Below are 15,587 nucleotides of genomic sequence, written 5' to 3' on the forward strand. Positions count from 1 at the left end.
ACGAGAAGGAACATAGAGAATGAAACTGCACACGAAATTGATCGCGCGGATCGCAGCTCTGGTTGCAATAGGCGCGGTAAGCGCCTCCGCTTACGCCAGTGATATCGTCTTCGCGACGTGGGGCGGCTCGTACCAGGATTCGCAAGTGGAACTGGCGGCGAAACCGTTCGCCGCGAAATCGGGAACGGACGTCAAGACCGATACCTACAACGGCGGCATCGCGCAGATCCGCAGTCAGGTGCAAACGAAGAACGTCACGTGGGACGTCGTCGACATGCAACTCGCCGACGCAACGCGCGCATGCGACGAGGGATTGCTGGAGAAGATCGATCCGGCGTCGCTGCCGCCCGGTGCAAAAACGGGCGCAGCGGCGAAGGCCGACTTCCTGCAGGGCGGTCTGTCCGACTGCATGATCGGCAACGTGGGCTGGTCCACGATGATCACCTACAACAAGGACGCATTCAAGAATGGCGAGCCGACCAGGATCGCCGATTTCTTCGATCTCAAGCGTTTTCCGGGCAAGCGCGGTCTGAGGAAGTCGCCGGAGGGTGCGCTCGAGTGGGCGCTGCTGGCCGACGGCGTCAAGTCGGCGGACATCTATAAGGTGTTGGCGACCCCCGAAGGCCTCAATCGCGCGTTCAAGAAACTCGACACCATCAAGTCGTCGATCGTCTGGTGGGAAGCCGGTGCTCAACCGCCGCAACTGCTCGCCGACCGCGAGGTCGCGATGACCAGCGCCTATCCGAACCGGATCTGGGTTGCGGTTGTTCAGAACAACAAGCCATTTGGCTTCCTGTGGGATGGCGAGGTCATGAACATCGAAGGTCTCGCGATCGTCAAGGGCACGAAGAACCTGAAGGCAGCGCAGGACTTCGTCAAGTATTCGACGACGACCGAATCGCTCGCCAAGCTTGCGACGGCGACGGCTCTGGGACCCATGCGCAAATCGTCGATTGCGATGGTCGATCCGAAGGTAATGCCGTACCTTCCGACCAACCCCGCAAACCAGAAGGACGCAGTGAACATCGATATCAACTTCTGGGCGGATCATGCCGACGATCTGAACCAGAGATTCGCGGTTTGGCTGGGCACGAAGTAATACTGCTCGTGCGCTCTGCGCGAACGGCTTGAGGTATCTCCAAGGTGGAAGTTGAGGCGTGCGAATCCGTACGCCTCTTTTTTGGCAGGACCTAACCGTAGAGGCACGCTACGGGTGTTGCACGAAACTGATATCGAATACTGGCCGCCGCTGTTCCAGGCCAGGAATCGGGACGCTTCCAATGTTGACCGGGCGCCAATCATGCCAGGCTCAGCGACGGCGCAATCCGTCATGGAAGAGCCCCTGGCGCTTCGCTGAAGTGTCGAGAAAACCATGACGTTCAAACGGATCTTTCACGCTGTAGAAACTCACTCGGGCGAGCCCATGCGGGTTATCACCGGCGGCGTTTCGCATATTCCCGGCAATACAGTGTATGAGCAGATGAAGTGGCTGGAGGTGAATGACGACCGGTCATGAGCGGCGGCAATACGATTTCTGTCGCGACAGTGCTGCTCGAAACGGGCATGATTCCGATGCAGGAGCCTGTGACCGAATTCCAGCTCGAGGCGCCCGCGGGCCTGATTGGAATCCGGGCGGAATGCGCGAACGGAAAAGTGACGCAGGTAACGTTCAGGAACGTTCCGGCCTTTGCAGCACATATCGAGAAAGTCATCGATGTGCCACATCTGGGAAAAGTCACGGTTGACGTCGGTTGGGGCGGCATGTTTTATGTGATCGCCGACGTGCGTCAGTTCAAAGGACTTGAATTGATCCCGGAGCACGGCCGTGAAATTACGCGCGTGTCGGCACTTGTTCTCAAGGCGGCACAGGAACAACTGCCCGTCGCGCATCCGCATTATCCGGGCTATGGGATCACGATCGCCCAACTCTCAGGTCCCACAAGCAACCCGAACGCCGATTGGAGAAACGCCGTAACCGTCGCTAGCGGGGCAATTGATTTTGCCAACCCTGCAACCTGGACGGGAGCGATCGATCGCTGCCCGTGCGGCACGGGCACGTCGGCCAAGATGGCAACACTGCATGCAAAAGGCCAGTTGGACATAAACCAGCCGTTCCGTCACGAGGGCGTTCTGGGGACGGTCTACACCGGACGCCTCGTAGAGCAGGTGAATGTCGGAGAGATTCATGCGGTGGTGCCCACCATCTCCGGACGCTCATGGATCTACGGCTTTAACACATACGTGCTCGATCCGGACGATCCTTTCCCGAATGGCTTCACGATGGGTGACATGTGGGCCTGAAGCGCAGCATGCAATCCGCCTGGCGGCAGGCAGATAGACTGTGGCAACGATGCGATACGAACCTGAAGACGCACGACGAGCCGCGTACGGAGCGCTCAAAGCGGTTGGAGCGAGCGACGCAGTCGCGCGGTCGCTCGCCGCGGCGGTGATTTCTGCCGAACTGGCGGGTAGCAAGGCTGTCGGTTTTGCGCATCTTCCGGACTATCTGGACGGCTTTACAAAGGGGCGGATCTCGAAGAATGCAGAGCCCGATATCGACGCTACAGTCCCGGCGGCCATAAAAATCGACGCGAAGCAGGGCATCGCCCAACTTGCGTTCGATCGCAGCTGCGAAGACCTGGCGATGCGGATGACGGATTACGGCGTTGCTGTTCTATCCATCGCCAACAGTTTCACTGTCGGAGAGCTCGGGTATTACACGAGGCGTTGCGCCGAACGCGGACTTGTCGCTCTTGCTACCTGTAACGCCACTGCGCAGATGACGACGCTGGAATCTGGCAAAGCCGCCTACGGAACCAACCCTCTTTCATTCGCTGCGCCGATGGCGCGGGGCCGGCAGCCACTGGTCATCGATCAGGCCTCCAGCGCGACAGCGTTCGTTAGCGTGCGCAAAGCGGCGGAAAGCGGGGAGTCGATTCCCGAAGGATGGGCGGTCGATCAGAACGGCCACCCCACCACTGATGCCAGAGAAGCGGTGAAAGGACTACTGCTCGCGTTCGGTGGCGCGCGAGGCGCGAATATCGCCATGATCATGGAGATACTCGCGGCCGGAATGACGGGCGCCAACTGGTCGATGGACGCACCTCACTATGCGCTTGGCAGCGAGAGTCCCGGAGTCGGTCTGTTTCTCGTCGCATTCAGACCGGAGGCACTGGTGGCCGGATTCACGGAACGTCTCTCAGCGCATATCGACAGGCTTGCGCAGTCCGGCGTGCGCATCCCTGGCAGCCATATCAAGGTTCATGAGGTAGACGTTCCTGCGGACGTTATGGATCGCGTGCGGGCGTACATCAAATAGGCGCAGGCGACCATTACGGTGCGCCTGCACATTCCAACAGTCAAAGCCAGTCGGTCTCAAACTGGAACGTCGATAGCGGCGTGCAGCCATGGTCCGTGAGTAGCACCTGCTGCTCGAGCTTTACTCCTTCCTTACCGCCTTCATCGCCGATATAACTTTCGATACAGAGAGTCATTCCGGCCTCGAACATGCCGTCATAGCCCCGGTCCTCGAAGTACGAGATGGATGGATACTCGTCGACCATGCCGATGCCGTGTGCGAGGCAACTGTACCGGTTTTTGAAGAACGTGTCAGGCATTGCCCAGCTTCGTTCGGCGAATTCATTGAACGTCATGCCCGGCTTGATGAGTACCATGTTGGTATGCAGCTGCTCGTAGGCTGCCGCGTAAAGCCGCCGCTGATCATCGGTCGGTCGGACGTGGCCGACCGTCCAGGTTCGCGAGATGTCCGCACAGTATCCAAAGGGGCCGACCAGATCTGTGTCGAACGCAACCAGTTCGCCTTTCTGCATTAACCTCGGGCCGCACTCCTGCATCCACGGATTCGTACGGCTGCCCGACGCCAGCAGCCGCGTCTCGATCCACTCGCCGCCGAGTCTGATGTTTTCGAAGTGCAGGTGCGCCCACAGTTCCTGCTCACTCATGCCCGGCCGCAAAGCTTCGTGCATTCGCTGAATGCCTTGTTCGCAAACGTCGATCGCGGCTTTCATCACCACGAGTTCATCGTCGGACTTGATGGTTCGAGCCACTTCCATGAGAGCCTGACCATCCACAACGCTGATACCTTCCTCGCCGAGGGCATGCAAACCTTCTGGATCAAGTCGGTCGACTGCGATCCGCCGTTCCGATGGAGCGTGTTGATGCAGCAGGTCCGCAATTTCGCGCGCCCACTGCTTTGCCTTCGCGGCGGCTTCTGGCCCAGCATTGAAGTAGTTCCAGCACACCGCGCTGCGGATTTCCGCATCGACCGGCACGTCGTTCCAGACATGCTCGCAGTTGTGAAATTCGAATCCGATCACTGGTCCATCAGCAAACACGAGCACGTAACGCGTGGGATTGCGGCCCGTCCAGATTTGCATGTTGGACGTGTCTGTCGCGTACCGGATATTCACCGGGTCGTACATGACGATTGCCGGTAGGCGACCCTTTCTTAGCTGGCGGCGTACGCGCTCCAACCGATAGTGACGGACGCGATCAAGCAACCCTGGCGGCAGGCAGCCTGGAACAGCGGACTCGGGCATCGCGCCGTGAAGCGAGGAAATCCCCGGCATAAATTATTCTCCTGTTGTGTTCCGTGGGGCGATCGAGTCATGGCGCAGCGAGCCGGAAACTCATTGAATGTGCGAGGGCGGGGCCGATCAGATGCGTTGCGGCTCTGGTTTTGAATGAGCCGGTTGGGCCGGCGTCGGCATGCTTCTCCAAGGCAGTATCGGAAAGACGAAAAAGTCGGTCAACGGCCTTTATTTTCCTTCTCGCATGACTTTAAGTTACCCAAGGAGTGCCGCGTGCATGCCTTGCGAGTTCAGCGCTTCATTAGCGAACCGCCAGGTCTCCGCGAAGCCAGTCGATCAGTTGCGTGATCACCGGCGAGATGGTCCGGCCGTGGGGCACAACCACAAAGTATGAATCTGCTGGCTTGAAGGTGGCAACGTCGAGTCGAACGAGTTCTCCAGATGCCAACAGGTCTTCTACCAGTCGGCTCCATCCAAGTGCAATACCTTGTCCATATTTGGCCGCCTGCACGGCGTCGGTGTAAAGACTGCAGCGAAGCACCTTGTTGAGGCGCGGCGGACGGTGGCCGACCGCACGGAACCACTCTGTCCAGTCCATCCAGCCCTCTGTGGTCGAGTCAGACTCGACGAGCGCCATGCTGGCAAGCTGCTCGAGTGACTCCGGCGCATCGTTCTCTTTAAGGAATGCGGGGGAGCAAACCGGAAAGATCTCGACGTCGAAGAGCAGTGTCGAGGTCCCGTCCGACCATTGCCCGTCTCCATAACGTACGGCAACGTCGACTTCGACATGCCGCAGGTCCGCAGTGAACATCTGCGTTGTCAGGCGCAGTTGAAGTGGCGGCTTCAGCTTTTTAAGATTGGCCAGTCGCGGCAGAAGCCGGAACTGCGAAAAAGCTGCGGTTGATGCCAGCACCAGTTCGCGCTGCTCGCCTGTCGCGAGGCGATCGAACACGCCCGCGATCTTCTGCATGGACTCCGCAACCACAAGATACAAGGCCTCACCCTCGGCGGTCAGCTCAATGGAACGATGCCCACGATGGAACAGACGCACGCCCAGCGTTTCTTCCAGGAACCTGATCTGACGACTGACAGCCGATTGGGTAACGCCAAGTTCAGCCGCGGCAAGCGTGAAGCTGCCCAGACGAGCCACCGCCTCGAACTCCACCAAAGCCGTAAGCGACGGAACAATTCTGCGGTAGCCCTTCGTTCCTCTGGAACTTTTCATCTTATGTCTCTGTTCGATGCTGTAGTCGTAAGAAGGTGGGCATCTGCCAAGGTTTGGACAGCCCCATGTGACGGGCACTCCCGTGCAGCGAAGCCTGGGTTTACATGTGTTCCCGGGCTTGCGCGAGCACGTCGCCCGCGCTTGATTTTCGCATGACTTAAAGGAATAGGAGGAGGCAAATAAAGCGCATTGACGGTGCATATTGGCGATCCAATACTCAATGCAATGCTGCACGAAGCGCTGCGGCGCATACCGACGAAGAGACCGACCATGTCATCCGTAATCAAGATCAAAACTCATCGCGAACTGCTCGACAGCCGGCAACCGGGACACGGCATGCCAGGGGAGTTGTTCGGCCGCCAGGACGTGTTCGAGACCGATGTCGAGGTCTTCTTTCACAAGCTCTGGATTCTTGTCGGCGTGACGGCCGATGTGCCGGAGCCGGGCGACGTCCATACCGTCGACATTGGCAAGGCATCGATTATCATTGTTCGCGACGACGACGAAAACATTCGCGCCTATCGGAACGTGTGCCGCCATCGCGGCTCGCGCATCATGAAGAAAGCGGGCAAGGCAACCGTAGGCATGCTCGTGTGTCCGTATCACCAATGGACGTACGATCTCGACGGAAGCCTGCGCCACAGTTCGCACATGGGCCAAGATTTCGACCCGGGTTGTCACAGCCTTATTCCGGTTCATCTGAAGACCGTTGGAGCGCACGTCTTCGTTTGCCTCGCCGATGAACCGCCGGAGGATTTCTCGAAGCTGGAAACGGTCATGGCGCCGCGCTTCGCTCCGTACGATCTCACGGGCACAAAGGTCGCGCATGAGCTGGAGATCATCGAAAACGGCAACTGGAAGCTCGTGATGGAAAATAACCGCGAGTGCTATCACTGCGCGGGCACGCATCCCGAACTCGTGAACTCGTTCCAGCCGGAGGATTTTGGTTTCTGTCCGGACGGCCAGGGTGAGGACGCCCTGAAAGCTTACGACGACTACGTGACGCGCAACGCGGCCACTCAGCAAGCATGGGAAAAAGACGGTTGGATCTGCGAGCGGTTCGAGTCGGTGGATGAAAGCGTTCATACGAACTTCCGTACGCAGCGGCTGGTGATTGCCGGCGCGAACGAGTCGCAAACGATGGACACGAAAGTGGCCTGCACGAAGTTGCTAGGCAACGTTTCCCGTCGGGACCTCGGCGACGTGCACATGTGGGGTCACCACTCGTGGACGCATGTGATGAGCGACCATGCTGTGATCGCCTACATCGTGCCGCTTGCGCCTGACAAGACGCTGGTTCGCACCGTATGGCTCGTTCACGAAGACGCGGTTGAGGGTGTCGATTATGACCTGCAGAAGTTGACCGAGGTCTGGAATGCCACGACCAATCAGGATGCCGAACTTGTTGCCAACGCTCATAACGGGACGCAGGATCCTGCTTACCGGCCTGGGCCGTTCTCACAGTTCACTGAAGCGCCGCTGGACGAATTCTCGCGCTGGTACGTCGCGCGCCTGAAACAGAGCGGGGTCTGAGAACGATATGGACATCGCCGTGGATACTTGCGTTCCTGAACAGAGATCCGAATTGGCAGACCGCTTCAGTCTTGCCTCGACATGGGAACGTGCGGATGCGCAGTGGCCAAGCCACGAGCAACGAACGCTGGTTTGCTGCCGCGTGCTGGTCGAGACGCACGACGTCCGCACATTCGTATTTGCAGCCGAACGGGGAAGACCGTTCGGCTTCGAGCCGGGGCAGTTCGTGACGGTCACCGCGGAGATCGAAGGTAAGCCGGTCAGTCGGTGCTACACCATATCGTCGCCGCCAACCCGCCCTTACACGCTCTCGATAACTGTCAAGCGGGCGCCGGGTGGCGTCATGTCGAACTGGCTGCATGACAACATGACCGAAGGCAGGACGCTGTCTGCTTACGGCCCGTCTGGCATCTTCACGCCTTCGGCCGGGCCATCGGAAAAAGCGCTCTATCTGTCGGCCGGGTCCGGCGTCACGCCGCTGATGGCGATGACGCGTGCGGCATTCGACCTCGGACAGGATCGCGATATAGTTTTTGTTCACAGTGCCAGAACGCCCGATGACATCATCTTTGCCAAAGAGCTTGCTGCGCTCGAACAGATGTCGAAGACGCTCCGCGTAATCCACATCTGTGAAGCGCAGAGTGAAAAAGGCGACTGGCGAGGTCCTCTGGGACGACTCAGTCTCGATCTGCTGAAGGAGCGCGTGCCCGACTATCAGGAACGGGAGGTCTTTACGTGCGGTCCGGCGGGTTACATGGAGGCAGTCAGAAAGACACTCCTCGACGGAAGCCACAACCCTTCACGGTATCACCAGGAAAGCTTCAATTTCGCGGAGACCGTCGAAGTTGTCGAAGCCGCTCCAGGGGAAACGGCTAGCGCTCAGTCCTGCTTTACTGTGCGTCTGGCACGTTCCGGGAAGACTTTCACGATGGACGCATCGCAGACGGTGCTTGCTGCAGCGCGTAAGGCGGGTGTGCCGCTACCTTCGTCCTGCAGCCAGGGCATATGCGGCACCTGCAAGACCACGCTGCTCGAGGGAACCGTTGACATGAAGCACAACGGAGGGATTCGCCCGCGTGAGATCGACAAAGGTCTTCGACTGATGTGTTGCAGTAAGCCTACATCCGATATTGTGCTGGATCTGTAGCATCGCACACACCCGACTGCCTCATTTGGATTGAACAGATGGCTGAGCGCTATCTGTGCAGCACGTGTTGATGTGCGATGATTCCGCGAGCCGTGGTCAGTAATTGTGCTAACAGAAAAGTGCCGGAATACCGCTAGGGAAACACTGATCAATAAGCTCGTCGCCGGCGTTGCCGACGAGTCAGCTTGCAATTATCAGAATGTCGAAGGAATTCGGTCGCAAGCGAGGCGGGGTTTGCCCGGATTCGGAGCCCACTCCTCGCATTTTTTCATGCACATGACGGACTACTCCCGTGAACTGACCGCAACCGGTTTCGGGCGATTACCAGGTTGGCCAAGGCGAACAGGCTGAACAGTTGCGCCGTGTTCTTGGCCAGCCCCTTGTAGCGCACCTTGCGATGACGGAACAGATTCTTGACGATATGAAACGGATGCTCGACCCGAGCACGAATTTGCGCCTTGGTCCGCTCGACCGCGATCACCAGATCCTTCAGCGGACCATCCTGCATCGCCTTGATCTTTCCGCGCTTGGCCGCCACGCGCCACTTCACCGACTTGCCCTTCATTTCGTCGCGTTTGTCTACGCCGATGTAGCCCGCGTCGCCGAACGCTTCCTCTTCGTGCCCGTGCAGCAGCGCGTGGGCTTGCGAGACATCCGACACGTTGGCGGACGTGCCGACCACGCTATGCACCAGACCCGAATCGGCGTCGACTCCGATGTGGGCCTTCATCCCGAAGTGCCACTCGTTGCCCTTCTTCGTTTGATGCATCTCCGGGTCTCGGCTCTTCTCCGCATTCTTGGTCGACGGCGGCGCTTCGATGATCGTCGCGTCGACCAACGTGCCTTCCTTCATCATCAGTCCGCGCTCACACAGCGAGATGCCGATCTCGTCGAACAACTTCCGCGTCAGATCGTACTCAACCAGCAGGCGGCGGAACTTCAACAGCGTGGTCGCATCCGGCGCGTTCTCGACGGCCAGATCGATGCCGGCGAAGGCGCGCATCGCAATGCTATCGTACAGCGCGTCTTCCAGACCTTCGTCCGACAGGCCGTACCACTGCTGCAGAAAGTAGATTCGAAGCATGCGCTCCAGACCAATCGGCGGACGGCCACGCTCACCCTTCGGGTAATACGGCTCGATCGCCGACAGCAACCGCGGCCACGGTACGACCCTCTCCATCTCTGTCAGGAAGCGCTGGCGCCTGGTCACCCGTTTCTTGCCCGCACTCTCCGCTTCTGCAAAGCTGATCTGCCGCTTCATCACTATTGGTCCGTTCCGTGAGCTTCCTTCTATAACGTACTCGGACACGTCAGCGATGACGGCCGAGCCTGATAAATCAGTGTTTCCCTAGTTGTCTGGTCAGCAGTTCCTGCAGATGTTCGCGACGGGTCTCGTCGCGCGCAGCGTACAATTCCCACACCGCCGGTGTGACTCCCAGTTGGGGTATTCGTCGTTTTCGTGCAAAATCTGGCGGTTGTCTCCCGGAGAGCCCCGTCCGGTAAGGCTTTCGCTTTTGCGTTCGTTACGCGACGCCTGATCCTTCAAGCCAGTGAAAACTCAAGAATTTTCAGAGCAAAGCGCCAGATTTTGCACGAAAAGGACGAATACCCCGAGATACATGCCGATGCGCGGCGTGCCGCCGTGCAGCGTCAGCTGCTTAAGCGTGCCTTCACGAAAGCGCGGCTCGAGCAGCGGCACGGCGGGCGTCGTCCAGATCGACACAGCCGGCATGCGCAGCGAAAGCTCGCCGTAAAGATTCATCGACGAGCAGCGGATCATTTGACATAATCTTTATTATCACCGGCACCGTTGTAGCGGCAATATGAGAATGTCGTGTTCTAGCAAGATACAAATGTCGTGTTTTACCGTGACTGGCAAGCTGGCATTTTGCTGCGCGATCGCAGGAGCCAGTCATGAGCCCAGCCGCACTGGTGACATTGAACATGCGCGAACTCGACCGTCTGAAGGTGATCCAGGCCGTGGTGGACATCGGGCTCAAGCCCGGGCGTGCCGCCGGGCGACTTGGCCTGACCGTGCGTCAGGTCGAGCGGCTGGTAGCGCGGTATCGTGAATCTGGCGCGGCGGGACTGGCCTCACGCAAGCGCAAATCGCCCGGCAACCGGAAGCTCGATGAAGGACTGGCTGTGCGGGCTCTGACCACCATTCGCGAGCGCTACGCCGACTTCGGGCCGACGCTGGCCTGCGAGAAGCTGCGCGAATGTCATGGCCTCGTGCTGTCGAAGGAAACCGTGCGACACCTGATGACGGACGCCGGCCTGTGGGTACCGCGCCGGCAGCGGCCGCCCAGGGTCTACCAGCCGCGGGCCCGGCGTGCGTGCTTCGGTGAGCTGGTGCAGATCGACGGCAGCGACCATCGCTGGTTCGAGGACCGGGCGCCGGCCTGCACGCTGCTGGTGTACGTCGATGACGCCACGAGCCGCCTGATGATGCTGCATTTCACGGCGACCGAATCGACCTTCAGCTACTTCGAGGCGACGCGCGCGTATCTGGAGCAGCATGGCAAGCCGGTGGCGTTCTACAGCGACAGGGCCAGCGTTTTTTACGTGAAGCGACGCTCGGAGACAGCGGGCAAAGGTGTCACGCAGTTCGGCCGGGCGATGTACGAGCTGAACATCGACACGTTCTGCGCGAACTCAAGCCCCGCCAAGGGGCGCGTCGAGCGCGCCCACCTGACGCTGCAGGATCGGCTCGTCAAGGAGCTCCGGCTGCGCGGCATCAGCACCATCGAGGCCGCCAACGCCTGGGCGCCCGCCTACATGGCAGCCTATAACGCGCGCTTTGCGAAGCCGCCACGCAGCGCTTTCGATGCGCATCGACCCGTGCGCGCCGACGAGAATCTCGACGCGATCCTGACCTGGCGGGTTCTGCGCAAGGTCTCGGATTCACTGACGCTGCTGAACGACCGCGTGATCTGGCTGCTTGACGATACGCCGGCCAACCGCAGGCTGATTCACCGCTACATCGACGTGTGGGAGTATCCGGACGGACGCCTCGAGATCCGCGCCGATGGTGTCGCGCTGCCCTGTGTCCAGTACGACAAGCTTGCCGAGATCGACCAGGGCGCGGTGGTGGAGCACAAGCGTCTTGGTCATGCGCTGCAGGTCGCCCAGGCGATCCAGGCACAGCGCGACAACCGCCGGATATCCGGCTCACCGTCACGCACGAACCGCGGTGAACCCGTGCGTACGAAGGCGCGGCTGCCTGGCACGAGGAAGCAGCGCGAAGTCACGCTCGAGGACTGGAATGCGGCAGTCATGGGGACACACCAGAACCCGGGAGGCTCGGTGCTAAAAACCCATCCAGAGAGAGATAAAAGGACTGCAAAACGACCCTAACCCACCACCCAAAACCGACCCTCAACCCCGACATCTGTATCTTGCTGGAACCCGGACATTTCTATCTGGCCTCGACAACCGTTGTGTTGTGGTGGCTAAGTTGTAATTCAGACGTTCGCTCGGTAGACCACCGTAAGACGATCAGCCGTCGGCTGTCCGGGAACAGCGACCTCTATAGTTGCGACGGAATGCGTGACGGTATCAGGTCAGCGATCCGTCCTGTCCGTGTCCGGGTTAGCGACTTCCCATCGGATTTTGTGTAGCCTGGTCGTCTCGTTATAGCGGTCGTCGGGCAAAGGGTGCACTTGAGGACTTCTGGGGTACAAGTAAAGATTGAAAGCACTTGTTGCTGATTCATAGCCTAGATTATCGCGAACAGTTTGAAGCGAAACGCCGTTGCCAACCATATCCCAACCGGCGGTGCGTCGTAGCCAATGCGCGGACGCTTTTTCCACCTGGTCGGCGCGAGCCTCAAAATCAGGGCCCTTGGAACGAAGCCAAGATGCGGTATTGCTGAAAACGCTTTTGATCGCGTCGTGAACCGTCGAGCGATGCAGACATCGCCTGGGGCCTCCAAGCGGAAGTAATAAGGGTGTCTTCTCCGCACGACAAGGCATCGAGGATAGGCCCATTGCTTTGCGGTACCGTTGCAACTCCTCAATCAATTCGAGAGATACCGGCACGAGACGTGGGTTTCCGCCCTTGGATGGCATCTTTAGCCACCACTGCTCGTTCCCGTCTGGTCCTGAGAGACAAACGAATTGCCTCATCTGACCTTTCGCAACCTCGGAAATGTGCATGCCCTGCAGATAGAACAAGGTTGTTAGCCACCGGCAGCGGAAGTAATAGGATGTATCTTGAGGCAGTTGTTCAATAAAGCACTTAACGTCATTCCATAATGAATCTGACAAATACCTTTCAGAATAAAATCTCCGATTTTTCACGATCTTGCACAGAGCCATCGGATTGGCTCGCAGGTATCCAATACTTGCCAGCCAACCGAACATCCCACCGAGAATCACCATGGTCTGCCGCTGGCTGGACTCCGAAAGCGGGCCACTAAAAGGCCTCCAGCGCGGATCGGAACGAGGGTACCTAGCACCGTTGGCCGATATCCAAAGACTAGGAGGGCTTGGGGCTTTTATGAACTCCGCATAAACTTTCAAATCTTGGGTAGTTAGTGATGAGAGGGGCTTGTGGCACTGGGTAAGCGCCCACAACCAAAGTCGTTCAACCTCTTTACGATAATTTTCGAATGTCGACTTGTTGCGCGCGCAGTGCTCGATCCATGCACGCACCGCCTCAAGGTCGTTGGATGGAGTGTTCGGCCGGAGTTCCGGAGGAAGACGGTTCGTGCCCGAGCTCCCGTCGAAATCTCTCTGCTGGGATAGGAAGTCGGTGAGGCAAACTGGCACGATTTCCGAAATTGGCCTCATGATCTGCCCCCTCAAGAGAGACCCTCACGAACTACCCGGTGGCGCGGTTCAGGTTCGTGGTCACTTTACTCCGGGGAAGGCTCTATGTATCCAGATCCGACTCAGGCCGGCTTGGTCCGCTTTTGGAACTAAATTCACGACATTCCTACCGGTGCGTGTTTTGCGCACAATTTAGTTCCAAAAAGCCTCGAAGTCGTGTCTGCCGCTGGAATAAACGTTGGAACTAAATATCGCGCAAACCTGCGCTGCATGTTTGTGGGTCATTTAGTTCCCTGAATGTTGGAAATTTAGTTCCACGCGCTAACAGACGGACGCTAACGATCGACAATTCGCAGCCAAATCTTAAACACGACATTATAGTACTAATGTCGTGTTGATGGTTGAGTTGTGTAGTATATGGTGCGTTTTACGTTGTATTATCAACACATCCATATTCCCCAAAGCCGCTTCCACATGACCCTCGAAGCCGACATCGAAGTCGTCCGTCAAAACGCGTCGGACACGCAGACGCTTTATCGCGAGGTCTGCGCGTTGCTGTTTTTCCGTTACGGCGAAACACCGACCGCGAACCGCCTGTACCAACTGGTGCGCAAAGGCAGCATGAGCGCGCCGGCCAAGGCGTTGCGCGATTTCTGGACCGACGTGCGCGACAAGACGCGTGTGGACGTCGGCCGTCCGGACTTGCCGCCCGAGGTCGCAGCGGCTGCCGGCGAATTCGCGGCCCAGCTGTGGCGTCTGTCGAGCGACGCCGCGAACGCCGCGCTCGACGTGTTCAGGCAGGACGCGGACGCGCAAATCGCCGCCGCGCAAGAAAAGGCCAAGCAACACGACAGGCAGCGTCAGGACGCCCTCGACAAAGCCGAACAGGCGGCCAACGATGTCGCGACCCTGCGCGCGCGGATTGCCGGACTCGACGCGCGCGTCGTCGAGCTGCAGACGGCCAACGACATGCTGACGGCGCAACTGGCGACATCGAAGGAAGAAATCGCGGCAGGAGCCGCCGCGCTCGCCGATGCCCGCCGCGATTTCGCCGACGAACTCGCGAAGCTGCGCCGCTCGCACGAGCAGAACGAGCAGCGGCTCGCCGCGGCGGAAAAGCGCGCCTTGCTCGAAATCGACGGTGAACGAGCGGCGGCGCAACGTCTGCGCAAGGAGCTCCAGGCGAGTCACGAGCGGGCGGCGACGCTCGAAGCCGAATCGCGGGCCGAGCGCGACGCGATTCGGGACGAGTTGGCCGCATCAAAGGCAGAACTGGCTGCCTCCGCTGCGCGGCATGCCGCGACCCGCGGGCAGCTTGCGGAAAAGGATGCGTTGCTGGCTGAACGGGTGGCGGCGACCGACCTGTTGCGCCAGCGTATCGACACGCTTTCGCGGCAGATCGAGACGGCGCGAACAGAAAAAACGTCCGCGCGCCCTGCCCGCCGCGCCCGCGAAACATCACCCGTGCAGGGCCGCGCGACGGTGGGCTTCTCGGGCGCACCGTTCGTCAAACGTTCGACCAACACCAAACCACGCGAAGACTGACGACTGCCGGCGCCCCGGCGGCATGTCACCACGCGAGTCGCGATAAGTGGTTACACCTGGTGACGTTCGATAAAAAGTGATCGTCATGGGGCGGCGGCACCCGCCGCCCGCGCGCAACGCTGCGTCAGAACCGCGGATGACACTCGAAACTGACCGACGAGCCGTGCTCGGTCATCGCGCTGACGCCGCTGACCGTCTCCGTATTCACGCTGCTTTGCATACCGAGACGATCGCAGTAGTCGCGCGCCTCGTTCATCGCGAGTTCGTGCGCGCGCGCCCAGGCCATGCGTCCTCCGGTCGCGCTGGCGGCGACCGTGTAGCTGCCGGGCTTGCCGCTCGCGACCACATCCGTGCTCGACACGCACCCGACGAGACTCGCGCACGCGAGCGCCACCGCCGCCACCGCGCGCATGCGCGTGGGCAGCGGCGCCCTCTTCCTTTTCGTGCTTTCCGCTCGAGCGACGGACGCCACTTCGCGTACCCGCACCGTTTTGCGCGCCTCAGCGAGCGTGTCCGAACCCTGATTCGACATCGTGGATCACCTGCATTTTTAACTGATTAGTCAGGCAGCAATTATCCGGAATCGTTCGCCCAAGATCAGCCGATACAACCGAAAACACTGTTGCGCGAGTCCTAACAATGGACGCGAGCGCCACGCCGCGACGGCGTCGGCAATGAGCGGACCACATGGTTCACAAAAGACCTTCCAGAATCCCTTTTGAGCGTCTAGTCTGTAACGATGCCTGTTCGACGGACAGGCATTTCGAACCGCAGACGGACCCCACCACATAGCGGCATACACCGGTCGCCGAACC

General features: G+C 59.4%; 14 protein-coding genes. 8 read left to right on the plus strand and 6 right to left on the minus strand.

Translation table 11 applies throughout. The annotated features are described in order from the left end of the window. Positions 1 to 19 precede the first annotated feature (19 nt). The 4 genes from OKW35_RS36830 to OKW35_RS36845 all read left to right on the plus strand — a co-directional run bounded on the left by OKW35_RS36830 (position 20) and on the right by OKW35_RS36845 (position 3,319). Complete coding sequence (locus OKW35_RS36830) at positions 20 to 1,099, plus strand: ABC transporter substrate-binding protein (RefSeq protein ID WP_429554637.1); 1,080 nt, start codon at positions 20 to 22, stop codon at positions 1,097 to 1,099. A gap of 273 nt (positions 1,100 to 1,372) precedes the next feature. Beyond that, positions 1,373 to 1,516, plus strand: a complete 144-nt coding sequence (locus OKW35_RS36835) for a proline racemase family protein (RefSeq protein ID WP_429554638.1) — start codon at positions 1,373 to 1,375, stop codon at positions 1,514 to 1,516. Beyond that, complete coding sequence (locus OKW35_RS36840) at positions 1,513 to 2,301, plus strand: proline racemase family protein (protein ID WP_429554639.1); 789 nt, start codon at positions 1,513 to 1,515, stop codon at positions 2,299 to 2,301. Before OKW35_RS36835 ends, OKW35_RS36840 begins: the two co-directional genes overlap by 4 nt. Before the next feature lie 49 nt (positions 2,302 to 2,350). Beyond that, a complete protein-coding gene (locus OKW35_RS36845) occupies positions 2,351 to 3,319 on the plus strand; it encodes an Ldh family oxidoreductase (protein ID WP_429554640.1) in 969 nt (322 codons plus the stop codon). A 40-nt stretch (positions 3,320 to 3,359) separates the two neighbouring features. On the opposite strand, the gene OKW35_RS36850 is transcribed toward OKW35_RS36845, so the two are convergent. Continuing rightward, a complete protein-coding gene (locus OKW35_RS36850) occupies positions 3,360 to 4,559 on the minus strand; it encodes a M24 family metallopeptidase (RefSeq protein WP_429555123.1) in 1,200 nt (399 codons plus the stop codon). Between the two features lie 292 nt (positions 4,560 to 4,851). Then, positions 4,852 to 5,775, minus strand: coding sequence for a LysR substrate-binding domain-containing protein (locus tag OKW35_RS36855; RefSeq protein ID WP_429554641.1), 924 nt, complete (start codon positions 5,773 to 5,775; stop codon positions 4,852 to 4,854). Positions 5,776 to 6,045: 270 nt separating this feature from the next. Here OKW35_RS36855 and OKW35_RS36860 point away from each other — a divergent pair, with 270 nt between their 5' ends. Together OKW35_RS36860 and OKW35_RS36865 are read left to right on the plus strand one after the other, a co-directional pair. Then, positions 6,046 to 7,308, plus strand: a complete 1,263-nt coding sequence (locus OKW35_RS36860) for an aromatic ring-hydroxylating oxygenase subunit alpha (protein ID WP_429554642.1) — start codon at positions 6,046 to 6,048, stop codon at positions 7,306 to 7,308. 7 nt (positions 7,309 to 7,315) lie between these two features. Next, positions 7,316 to 8,455, plus strand: a complete 1,140-nt coding sequence (locus tag OKW35_RS36865; protein ID WP_429554643.1) for a 2Fe-2S iron-sulfur cluster-binding protein — start codon at positions 7,316 to 7,318, stop codon at positions 8,453 to 8,455. A 268-nt stretch (positions 8,456 to 8,723) separates the two neighbouring features. Here the strand turns inward: OKW35_RS36865 and OKW35_RS36870 are convergent, their stop codons facing one another. Further along, positions 8,724 to 9,716 carry an IS5 family transposase gene (locus OKW35_RS36870; RefSeq protein WP_429554644.1) on the minus strand — a complete coding sequence of 331 codons (993 nt, stop codon included), beginning with the start codon at positions 9,714 to 9,716 and terminating at the stop codon, positions 8,724 to 8,726. A 297-nt stretch (positions 9,717 to 10,013) separates the two neighbouring features. After that, positions 10,014 to 10,235, minus strand: a complete 222-nt coding sequence (locus tag OKW35_RS36875) for a hypothetical protein (RefSeq protein ID WP_429554645.1) — start codon at positions 10,233 to 10,235, stop codon at positions 10,014 to 10,016. 134 nt (positions 10,236 to 10,369) lie between these two features. On the opposite strand from OKW35_RS36875, the gene OKW35_RS36880 reads away from it, so the two are divergent. After that, a complete protein-coding gene (locus tag OKW35_RS36880; protein ID WP_429553761.1) occupies positions 10,370 to 11,812 on the plus strand; it encodes an ISNCY family transposase in 1,443 nt (480 codons plus the stop codon). Between the two features lie 206 nt (positions 11,813 to 12,018). On the opposite strand, the gene OKW35_RS36885 is transcribed toward OKW35_RS36880, so the two are convergent. Beyond that, the gene (locus OKW35_RS36885; RefSeq protein WP_429554646.1) at positions 12,019 to 12,837 is read right to left on the minus strand and encodes a tyrosine-type recombinase/integrase; all 819 of its coding nucleotides are present in this window, start codon (positions 12,835 to 12,837) and stop codon (positions 12,019 to 12,021) included. Positions 12,838 to 13,701: 864 nt separating this feature from the next. On the opposite strand from OKW35_RS36885, the gene OKW35_RS36890 reads away from it, so the two are divergent. Next, positions 13,702 to 14,772: a DNA-binding protein gene (locus OKW35_RS36890; protein ID WP_429554647.1), complete on the plus strand. Its 1,071-nt coding sequence runs from the start codon at positions 13,702 to 13,704 to the stop codon at positions 14,770 to 14,772. 124 nt (positions 14,773 to 14,896) lie between these two features. Here OKW35_RS36890 and OKW35_RS36895 read toward each other — a convergent pair whose 3' ends face one another. Then, positions 14,897 to 15,304: a hypothetical protein gene (locus OKW35_RS36895; protein ID WP_429554648.1), complete on the minus strand. Its 408-nt coding sequence runs from the start codon at positions 15,302 to 15,304 to the stop codon at positions 14,897 to 14,899. Positions 15,305 to 15,587 lie beyond the last annotated feature (283 nt).

Origin of the sequence: Paraburkholderia sp. MM5477-R1 (assembly GCF_050436385.1) — a bacterium.
In the GTDB taxonomy this organism is placed as follows: Bacteria; Pseudomonadota; Gammaproteobacteria; order Burkholderiales; family Burkholderiaceae; genus Paraburkholderia; species Paraburkholderia tuberum.

Coding starts and splice junctions, on each gene's coding strand:
- OKW35_RS36830 (WP_429554637.1), top strand. CDS start 20: ATGAAACTGCACACGAAATTGATCGCGCGGATCGCAGCTCTGGTTGCA.
- OKW35_RS36835 (WP_429554638.1), top strand. CDS start 1,373: ATGACGTTCAAACGGATCTTTCACGCTGTAGAAACTCACTCGGGCGAG.
- OKW35_RS36840 (WP_429554639.1), top strand. CDS start 1,513: ATGAGCGGCGGCAATACGATTTCTGTCGCGACAGTGCTGCTCGAAACG.
- OKW35_RS36845 (WP_429554640.1), top strand. CDS start 2,351: ATGCGATACGAACCTGAAGACGCACGACGAGCCGCGTACGGAGCGCTC.
- OKW35_RS36850 (WP_429555123.1), bottom strand. CDS start 4,559: ATGCCCGAGTCCGCTGTTCCAGGCTGCCTGCCGCCAGGGTTGCTTGAT.
- OKW35_RS36855 (WP_429554641.1), bottom strand. CDS start 5,775: ATGAAAAGTTCCAGAGGAACGAAGGGCTACCGCAGAATTGTTCCGTCG.
- OKW35_RS36860 (WP_429554642.1), top strand. CDS start 6,046: ATGTCATCCGTAATCAAGATCAAAACTCATCGCGAACTGCTCGACAGC.
- OKW35_RS36865 (WP_429554643.1), top strand. CDS start 7,316: ATGGACATCGCCGTGGATACTTGCGTTCCTGAACAGAGATCCGAATTG.
- OKW35_RS36870 (WP_429554644.1), bottom strand. CDS start 9,716: ATGAAGCGGCAGATCAGCTTTGCAGAAGCGGAGAGTGCGGGCAAGAAA.
- OKW35_RS36875 (WP_429554645.1), bottom strand. CDS start 10,235: ATGATCCGCTGCTCGTCGATGAATCTTTACGGCGAGCTTTCGCTGCGC.
- OKW35_RS36880 (WP_429553761.1), top strand. CDS start 10,370: ATGAGCCCAGCCGCACTGGTGACATTGAACATGCGCGAACTCGACCGT.
- OKW35_RS36885 (WP_429554646.1), bottom strand. CDS start 12,837: ATGGTGATTCTCGGTGGGATGTTCGGTTGGCTGGCAAGTATTGGATAC.
- OKW35_RS36890 (WP_429554647.1), top strand. CDS start 13,702: ATGACCCTCGAAGCCGACATCGAAGTCGTCCGTCAAAACGCGTCGGAC.
- OKW35_RS36895 (WP_429554648.1), bottom strand. CDS start 15,304: ATGTCGAATCAGGGTTCGGACACGCTCGCTGAGGCGCGCAAAACGGTG.